The organism is Anabaenopsis elenkinii CCIBt3563 (genome assembly GCF_015245355.1).
Classification (GTDB): Bacteria; Cyanobacteriota; Cyanobacteriia; order Cyanobacteriales; family Nostocaceae; genus Anabaenopsis; species Anabaenopsis elenkinii.
The window spans coordinates 1,741,121-1,751,624 of sequence record NZ_CP063311.1 but is presented as its reverse complement, the minus strand read 5'-3'; the positions used below and the strand labels follow the sequence as shown (position 1 = coordinate 1,751,624).

Sequence of the window (10,504 nt, the reverse complement as noted above, 5' to 3'; positions counted from 1 at the left end):
CAGAAGCTTTAATTACAGACAATCAACTAGCTCAGTTAGGCGCAACCCTCAGCGAACTTTGGGGGGAACCGGTGGAAGTAGTTTACCGGGTGGAGTATGAACAGACAGAAGATAATAGTGTTGATTTAATTCAGAACCTCTCCTTGGTGAGGGACATTAACAGTAGGAAGATTTATCGCTATATAGGAGAGAATGCGGATTTAGAACTGTCTCTTCAGGACTTTAGTGATAGTAGTAAGTGGGAGTTTACAGGACAAACCAGTAATGTCAAGAGTTACAATGACCCTCCCCTGAACCGCTATGACAGTGATTATCGCAATATTTCCACTAAAGAAAAAACCTGGACTAGTGGGGGTGGGTTCCTGCAAAAGAAAACCTATCACTATAAGTTAACCATCATCCAAGGGTTAAAAGATTACTACACCCACGCCCTCAAAGCTGATTACCCGATTGATATTCAGTTCCTTCAAGGTCCCAGCAGCAGTGAGGCGAATATCAGCATTAAGAGTGTGGGTGGGTTGGAACTCTATGGGGATATTGAATCCCCCAGCAGTAATTTACAACTGCGTGGCGCTTATATTCAAGGTGTGGGTTCTAGTGTGATTTACGCCAATACTAAGGAAAGTGGGGAAGTGGGGAGTTTAGATGCTCTTTCCCTGAAGGCGGATTCCGGTAGTATTGATGTGGCGATGCAAGGGGGTTTACAACCGCTGAATGCGATCGCCCAAAGAAATATTAATTTACTCATAGTGTCACCAGACAACCAGAGCAGTTACCTGGTATTTAATCACATTACTGCAGGGGGTGACGTTAGCATCCGCGCTGCTGATGGGATTACCGGGTATGATAACAATGCTGTGATTACCGGTGATGATATTATCCTCAACAGCAGTAAAGGCGGTATTGGGACTGCACAACAGTGGGTAAATGTCAATACTAATGATTCCGGTGGAGTGGGAGGAAACTCACTCAATGATGTTTACATCCGTCAAACCACAGGGGACTTATATCTACTGGGGATGACATCAGCAGCGGATGTGTACTTAGATGCAATCGATGGGTCAATTCTAGATAACTTGGGAGAACAATCTAGCCTAGCAACCAGAGTCATCAGTGATAAAGCTCTAGCTACCTTTGCGGAAGATTCCTTAAGGTATCCCCTCTCTGTTCCCCTGTACAGTTTCCTTTATCCCCTCAACAAACCCACAGGGTTCAATACTCCCCCAGACACAGGGGAGGACTATAACATAGTTGCTCGTAACCTCACAGTTACCACCGGTCGTAATTTAGGGAAGGTGGGAAGGTGGTAATTAATCTTGGAAATGGTTATACAGACCTGACCACTGAGGACAAGAAGTTACTTTCCAGCGCTACCGTCAGCGATATTATTGGGGTCACCTACGGGACTTACAGGTATTTGGGGGATGGAGTCAGTGAGGTTAATTTAACTCAATCTGATTTTACAGATACTACCCTATGGCAACTAGTTAACCCAGATATTGTCACTGGTGTAAGTCGGTTGATTGTGGATAACCGCAACGTCAATCAAGGGGACATAGTTTTAGTCCAGTATGATGCTGCGGAATATGGTTTGTATAGGTATTTGGGAGAGTCTGCTACTTTAGACTTGACCCGTCAACTTTACCTTGACCCGACGGTGTGGGAGAGGTTGACTGCTTCCCATGGTACTGATGCTGTGGGTAAGGTGACTCTGGAAACTGGTCAACTGGTTTTAGATAAGTCGGTAATTAAAACCTTGACCCTCCAGGTGATTAATGATGTGGATGTGATGACTACGGGGTTAACTAATATCAATGCTGGGGGTGCGATCGCCCTCCAGGAGGGAGGTAAGCTCACTGTTGATAAAGTTACCGCTGGGGGAAATGTCAGACTACAAGCAGCGGGTAACCTCACTGATAATTACACTACAGACACCCCTGCTGTGACGACTTCTGGTAATAACATCCTCTTAATTTCCGGTGGTGTGATTGCTTCCCACACCCCTGATACTCCCTTCCGCATTGACATGACAGGGGAAGTTAGACAACTGAGCGCCGAATCTACAGGTAATGCTTACATCCGTTATTTGGGAGAGGAAGCATTAACGGTGAATCAGGTCAACGGTAGTTCTGATATTAAATTAGAGGTTCCCCAGACAAACCTACTCCTCAACACCATCACCGCTGGGGGAACAGTAGATTTAAATATTCAAGGTTTCATCCTTGACAACAACAAAGACGCAATCAACATCAGCGCTTCTGCTATTAACATCCAATCAACTACCGGTTTCATTGGGGAACATAGCAATTATTTAGATGTAGATGTTCTCAATAATGGAGTTGTTAACGTCCAATCCACAGGGGAAGAACAAGGAGCCATTTACCTCAACTCTCCTTACCGTAACTTCCGGGTGGGTAAGGTTGAAAGTAACTTTGATGTGGGTTTACGCACCACTCAATCAATCATCGATACCCAGGAAGATACCCCAGATGTTATAGGGAGAAATATTACTTTAGATGCTTTAGGTGCGATCGCCACAGCTGATAACTTCTTGGAAGTTAACACTAATTCCCTGACAGAAGGTAAGTTAATCATTGCTAGTAACAGTAACGCCTATGTGCGGGAAATCTCCGACGACCTGTATTTAGAGCGAGCTAATGTGATTGGAGATGCTGATATTAGAGTTTTAACTGGTGATCTGCGGGTAAATGAAGTCACTGCGGGAACTCTCACTTTAGAATCTAGTCACGGGATATTTATCCCCGGTTCCGTTACTACCCAAAGGGATATTAAGTTCATCTCCCGCAGTTCCCGATTACCTAATTATGACAACTATCTAGAGGTAGGTTTACCAGATGACCTCTATTTGAAAGACTTACAACCAGACCCATTTTCTCTGTTCCTCACTGGGACTATTACCAGTCTGGCAGATAACGCTACTCTCAATCTGGGCTTTAGTGATGATGTCATCCTCAGGGGTAACATCGATGTCAGGGGCGAAAACTCGAATTTAAATATAAGTACCCCCGGTTGGGTGTATGTGGAAGGTTTCCTGACTGCGGAAAGTCAAATCAATATTTTGACTACAGACAGAGCTAATAGTCGCGGTTCTAGTGTTTATGTCCATGGGACTTCTAGAATCAGAACCACTAAGGCGGGTAGTAATATTACCATCACCGGAGCCAAAGACGTAGATATTCTGGGTTCAGTAGTCGCGGGGGGAGAGATTGGCGCCAATGGTGTGACCTTTGCGGGGAATGATTCCACTATAGTTGTGACTGCTGGTGAGCAACTGTTCTTAGATACGGGGTTATTAGCTTCCAAGTCTGTGACGATGAATGGGGGGATTGCTGGAAGTGATGACAATGGTTTAGGACTATTAATCACTCCCGCTGGTGGTGCTGCTGCTTATGGGTTAAGTTCTAACCACAGTGGGGGAATAATTACCATCAACAGTCAAGGGAACATGGAGGTTATGGGAACCTTGGTCGCTGGTGGTAAACTGTTCCAAACTTTTGATGATAATGGCAATCTGGAAAGTCAAACTATAGACTGGTCGGGGAACTATGGCGCAATTAAAGTTAATTCCCTAGGTCAAGCTTTCATCGGTGGTAACACGGTGAATAAAGCAGGGGAACCTATCCAAACCGGTGCTTACCTATTCGCCCATGATTTAATAGAAGTCAATGGGGGTGAACATGATTCTGGTACGGGAACCTTGATTCAAGCAGCAAGTGAGCTAGTTACCCACGCTGCTGATAGTCATATAGAAGTTAAATCCGCCCAAGATGTTGATATTCAGGGGTTATTGTTACCCGGTGGGGAAGTAACTACAGTTAGAGATAGGAATGGCGCTTATATGGGGCGCTATGTGAGTCACTTTGATGGGGAATCTACTCTGAGGGCGATCGCCGGACATCAGGTGAGGGTGGGTCAAACTCTCCAAGCTGGGAAGCAGATAGATTTAATTGGCGGGATTGACCCCATAGAACCAGACCCGGAAGACGGTAGCACTAATTATAGTGGTCGGGGGATGGTGGTTTATGGTTCCTCCCAAATATTAACTTGGAAGCCTAACAGTAGTATTAATCTCCATGCTGCTGGTAGGGTAGATATTTTAGCCCCTGGTCATGGTCATGAAATCGCCGCTGCTGATTTCTATGAGTTAGCAACTGGGGTGGTGAGTCAAGATGTCACCCTCAGATTGCAAATAGATAAGGTGGGTTTTGTTGTTGCTGCTGATGTCACTTTACTGAGGTCAGAGACTGAGAATAATCGCGAGGTGGCGGATTTAGTCGCTGACTTAAACGCCGCTTTAGTAAATGCAACTTGGACTGTGGTTAGTTCCCAAGGGGAAAATGCCCCAGAAGTCAATAGTATATATACAGAGTTTGACCAGTATGATTTGTGGGTGAAGATTCGGGAAGGTAGGTTAGTTTTAACTAGTTCCTATGCCATTACACTCTTGAGTCAAGGGACGATTAACGCCAACCTCCTAGGATTCTCTCCCCTCACCTCTGATGTGACATCTACCCTCCCCTACAATATCCACGCTGGTGAAGTAGGTTCTCAAGTTACTATCGGTGCGCCCACTGGTGACAACGGTAAACTTTATATCGCCGGTAAAGTCCTCGCCCATACAGCCATTCACCTCAATAGTGGTACATCCCCCGATGGGGTGGATATTGATTTAGATGGGACTGGGTTACTAGAAACAGTCAACGGTGACATTAATCTGAATGTTGGTGTTTATGGGGTGGTGAAAGGAGATGCGATCGCCCGGGGTGAGGAGAATAACATCAACATCACCGCTAGTAAGACTTTAGAACTCCATGGAAGCCTCACCGCAGGGAATGAGATTAATTTAATTGCTGGTGAGGAAGTAGTAACAGGTGAAACTAGTATCCACACCTTTGGCACCAGTCGCATTGACAGTAAAGCTGTACATATTCAAGGTTTGAATGATGTTGTGATTGACAGCTTTATTGGTGATATCAGCTACATGGAGATAATTAATCTCCAGTCTTTAGCGGGTAATCTCATCATCGCCCCCACATCAGGACGGATTGTTAGTTATGGACAGCTAACTATGGGGGGTGAAAACATCATCAACCAAGGTGTTGTCCGCTCTCTGGGTGTAGATGGTGACCCCAACACCATTGAAACTTTAATCACTACTCCTGGGAGTATCACCCTAGACAGTGACATCATCAGCGAGGGAAGCTTGAAGGTTATGGCTGGGGAGAGTATCCATGGTTATAACTCTCAGATAATTATTCAAACCCCAGGGGAAACTCTCCAACTGATTCAAACTAACCCCACGGGAGCCATTAACCTGGGTCGCACTGTAGAAAGTAACGGTATCTACCAACAACAGGGGATTGATTTAGTCTCCCCCAGTCAAATCATCCTCCAAGCTGCGGGTGAGATTAATATTAACTCCGCGGCGCGGATGCTTACCTCTGGAAACCGTAGCCAAATTCAGGTTACAGGTAAGACGATTAACATCGTCGGCGCAATCTTAGCTGGTGGTTCCCTCACAGAAGAAGGTGACCAGACTACATGGACGGGTAAAGGTGCAAGAATTGACCTCAACGCCACGGAACTAGTTACCTTTGGGGGGATGGGAGTGACTGGGGGAATCCTTACTCCCCGTGGTGGTGCTGCCCAAGCTACGGGAGATATTAACATTACTATTGCTGGGGGAAGTGGTGACTTAGACTTGACCATGAATAGTTTAAGTTTGATTCAAACTGACCCCACCGCTAGATTTAGCAGTACGGGAACCCCAAGATTAAACGACTCCAGCGCCACAGCAATTAATATTCAGGCTCAGAACCGGGTAGAAACTAAGGGGACTATCCAAGCTTTCCACAACGGCTCGGATATTACTATCAACACTGGGGGACTGTTATTAGTTGATGGTTATTTAGTCGCTGACGACACCCTGAATTTAGATGGAGGGACTACACCCAGCGGTTATGGGTTAATAGTCAATCCAGTTATTTTTAAAGACCAGCAAAACCGGTTGGTTAACAGTTCCAACTACTTCATTAACCAAAATGGGGAATATGTAGACCCTGCTGGTGAACCCGTCCCCCTGGGTGATGCTCCTGTAGAATATGACGGTGAACTGTCTCAACTCACCCGCATCAGTGGGGGTATTCTCGACACCGCCCCCGGTGGGACGATTAACATGACTAGTGACTCTGGTATTATCTTCCGGGGTCAGGTTGCACCGGAGGTGACATCATCTATTTGGGGACTACCAATTAACTCAACGGTAAACCCTGAGAAGTTATTCATTACCAGTAAAAATAACGCCGGTGATATCTTTGTTGATAACCAAGTGCGATCGCTTAATTTAATCCACATCCAAGGTAAAAACATCCAACTAGTTGATTACCAAGAACTCAACCCCAAAGACGCAATCCGCCCCAATAACGCCCTCATCACCACCAGTGGCACAGGTAACCAAACCCTAGAACCCGCAGTTCAAATCCACGCCACCGGTGAAGTCCTCATCGCCCGCAGTAAATCACCCCTAGAGCGGGCTTTAGTTCAATCTCACCACACCATAGAAATCATCGCCGACACCCTGTTAATTCAAGGCTTTGTCAGGAATGACAACTCCCCAGGGGACATCAACATCAAGGTAGTGACATCAGCAGAAATCAACGGTATAGGGACTAACGGGATAGTCACCGCTGGTAACAACCTCAACATCACCGCGGGTATTGACCGCCAATGGAGTTTAGACACCCTGCGGGGGGAAATCAGCAAATCCCAGTTAAAGGGTAGTCAAGTCCTGGTTTATGGCACTGGTTCCCTTAACGCCCCCCAAGGAGCAGTGAACATCCTCTCCGGTGGTCCAGTCACCATAGCAGCAGACGCGACTTTAGCCACGGGTCAAAAGCTCATAGGTATTCCCGTATTAACCCAAATACCCATTACCAAAACCATCAACGCCGGGACAAAGAAAGTCTTAGCCACCGACGACCCCAACACCCCGGAAGATGAAAGCAAAATCGCCATAGAAGTAGTCAACTGGATACCCACCACAGTTACAGAGCAGGTAGGAGTTGACCAGGTACGGGTTGGTAGTGAGTTCTTCACCATGAACGTCACCTTAAACCAAGATAGTTACTGGAACCCAGAAACAGACTCAGAAAAAGAGTACTTTGTCAACCAGATTGATTACTTTGTGGATGACCTCGACTGGGGAGTAACAGGTATACCCAAAACCGACGCGGGCTTTAACGAACTGACCACAGACCAGCAAGACGTAGTTTTAGAACACCTCGGTTACTACAGACTCTTTGACTTTAGTTTCAGTAACGCCAAGGTAGACAGAAACATCAACGGTAACCCCACCAGGAATGATGTTTACTGGAACCTCATTGAAACCAGCGAATCCTACGAGATGGAAACCGCCCAAGGGGTGACATACCGCAAAGAGATTATTGCTGGTAGCGACTATAAACAGGTGTCCCAAGCAGGGTTTTACAACGCCTACGATGTGGCGACAAACCCCCACAACATTGCTACTACTATTATTAATATAGAGGTTGACGGCTGGAATAACATCTATTTACGCGTTCCCACAGCCATCAGTCCCGACCTCCAAGCCATTCTCAGAACGGTATCCCAAAATCAGTCTAAGTTACTAAATGCTACCAATGTTAATACCTTTGATGGGAGTAACCCCATTGCTTATACCCCTAGCTATCAGTGGATAAATCAAGGAGCAGGGGTTACAGCTACAGGGGAATATGTAGGTTACTTCTGGAACGAAGCCGACGCTAAATATACTCAAGAAACCTCTAGATATTTCTTTGACAATGATGGCTATCCGGCCGCATATACCAACCAGTGGGATGATTGGGTTCCCCTGGGCGGTTACTGGATGGATAATGATGATGGTAGCAGCATGAGCTACGACGAGGAAGAAGATGTCCCCACCTGGGGTTGGCGCGCACTGACAGCGAGTGATATCAGTGTGTTAAATGATGTCTTTGGGGATGGTCATGACATTGAATATTATGTGGATAAAAATGAATTTGTTCACTATCCCCATAATAAATACCTGAGTACCGCTAACCTGAATATGTGGTTAGAAAAGTACGACGAGGTACAGTCAACCATCATCTATACCACCAGGTGGGGAAGCGGTGATGATATCGGTGGGTTTGTCCGGGGACGGAAGAAGAAAGAGGCGATTAATCCTCAAGAAGATGGACCAGCTCACTGGTCTGTAAATTATGTCCCTGAAACTGGTACTCGTTACTTTAATCTTGACCTGCGGGAAACAGTTAACTTTGATGTTGACCCTGAGTGGAGCGTGGGCGACCAAAGCGAGCCGATACAGCCAGCACCTTACCAACTGACTCGGTATACAGATTTGATTTCCGCTAATGACAACTACATCAACGCCATTAAGTACGATACTTTGACCTTTACCCAACAGTCCACCAGTACCAGAGCGGGACAATTTGGCTTTGAGTTTGAGTTCCCCGGTAACTGGGTTCCCCTAGGTGGCTACTGGGTGGATAATGATGATGGGGAAGCAGGCATATCAAAATACAAGAATGAAGAAGATGTACCTACCTGGGATTGGCGGGAGTTGACCCAATCTGATAAAGTTGTCCTCAATGATGCTTTTGGGGAAGGAAAAGGCCGGGAAACCTATACAGGACACCCTTTTGTTAATTATCCTGATGTTAACCTCAGTACTTCTACCCTGAATAACTGGCTAGGTGAGTATGATCAGGTAGAATCAACTATTATTTGGTCATTTGCATTCAGTAGTAACGGTTACGATGCCAAAGATAAAACTGGGGATGATGTGGGTGCTTTCGTCCGGGGACGTGATTATCAACCAGTAGAAATCAAGGAAGACTGGCTAGATTATCAATACCATTGGAAGTCTAAATATAAACCGGTTTTTGACAGCCGTCTACAAACTTCCTGGCAATGGGTAAGCCAACAACAAAACATTTACGATGGTCGTCCCCGGTATGAAACTTGGCAAACCCAAGTAAAAGATGTCAGCATTAAATATGAAAATAGGTACATCAATGTACCCATTACCACGGAAGAAATTATCTGGTTGACTGTAAGAACTACCCCAGAGACTCCCAAGGATTACGGCGAGTTCTACAACTCTATCTCCGCTGCTAAGGGGATTACTATTGAGGCGCTGGGTGATGTGAATATCGCTGGTAAACTCTCTACCCTCAACCTCGACAGCAACATTACCATTACCAGTGACGCAGATGTGAAAATTAAGGGAGAATTACCCGCCAACAGAACAGCAGAGACAACCATCGCCGCGCCTTCTATTCTCACTGCACCTAATCAGGTGTCTATTACCGCAACTAATTTTGATTTGACTGATATTAGTGAACTGCGGGCGACTGGGGACACGGGTACAGTGATGATTAACACTACCAATAACATCAGCTTCGCGGGGGTAGCCTCCGCTGGTACTTTAGGTAATGTCGGTGGTAGTGTGACTTTAAAGGCAGGTAATGATATTGGGATATTTGGTAAAATCACCAGTAATGATAGCATTAGCGCCGAAGCCGGTGGCGATATTAGCGGTAATATTGCTACTGATATTGAAACAGCCAGCACTGGTACTATTAGTTTGAGTACCGAAACCACGGGTAAGATTGACTTACCTTCTGCTTGGTTACAAACAGGTACTTTTAATGCGATCGCCGGTACAATCAACAACTACCTGATAGATGGGGAAATCACCCTAGGTGGTGAAACTTACGATTATATTCAACATGGTTTAATCGCCGCTGACACCATCAACATCACTACCCAAGGGGGAATTACCGCTAATCTCAAAGCCGAAGACCTCAACATCAACAACAATGGCGGTAAAGTTGACCTCACCCTTGACGACAACACCCCTGATACTCTCTCAGAAGTAGCCATTACCCTCACCACCAATGACACCGAAACAGAAATCAAATCAGCCGCCCGACTGCGTTTAACCGACATCAACACCATCGGCACTGGTGATATTAAGATTAGCAGTGTAGAGAATATCACAGTTGAGAAACTGCAAATAGCTAACCAAATCACCATCGCCACCGCTAAAGATATCATCCTCCAGCATCAACCAGGGGACTTATCCGCCATCACCATCCAACTCACATCAGAGGAATTTATCCCACAAAACACCAACCCCATACAGGCTAATACGTTACACGTGACAACCGCCCAAAATGATATTAACCTCCATACCCAAGTTAGTAACCTGAGCATCCAAGCCGGTGGCGTAGGTGATGTTAACGTCACTAATGTTAGTAGTAGTTTAAACCTACAAGACATTACCATTAATCAAGGTGATTTCACCCTTACCACCAATGGAGCATTAATTGCCACCTTAGTAGAAATAATTAACGCTCCTTACGCTCCCACCTTCACCCTCACCAGCAACGGTGACATGACCATAGGGCAAATCAACGCCGGTAACTATAGCCAATAG

The 10,504-nt window shown here is 45.7% G+C and carries 2 protein-coding genes; both read left to right on the top strand.

Going from position 1 to position 10,504, the window contains the following annotated elements:
* Window positions 1–71 precede the first annotated feature (71 nt).
* Window positions 72–1,310 carry a hypothetical protein gene (locus tag IM676_RS07845; RefSeq protein ID WP_200989671.1) on the top strand — a complete coding sequence of 413 codons (1,239 nt, stop codon included), beginning with the start codon at window positions 72–74 and terminating at the stop codon, window positions 1,308–1,310.
* Complete coding sequence (locus IM676_RS07840; RefSeq protein ID WP_200989670.1) at window positions 1,304–10,504, top strand: hypothetical protein; 9,201 nt, start codon at window positions 1,304–1,306, stop codon at window positions 10,502–10,504. Before IM676_RS07845 ends, IM676_RS07840 begins: the two co-directional genes overlap by 7 nt.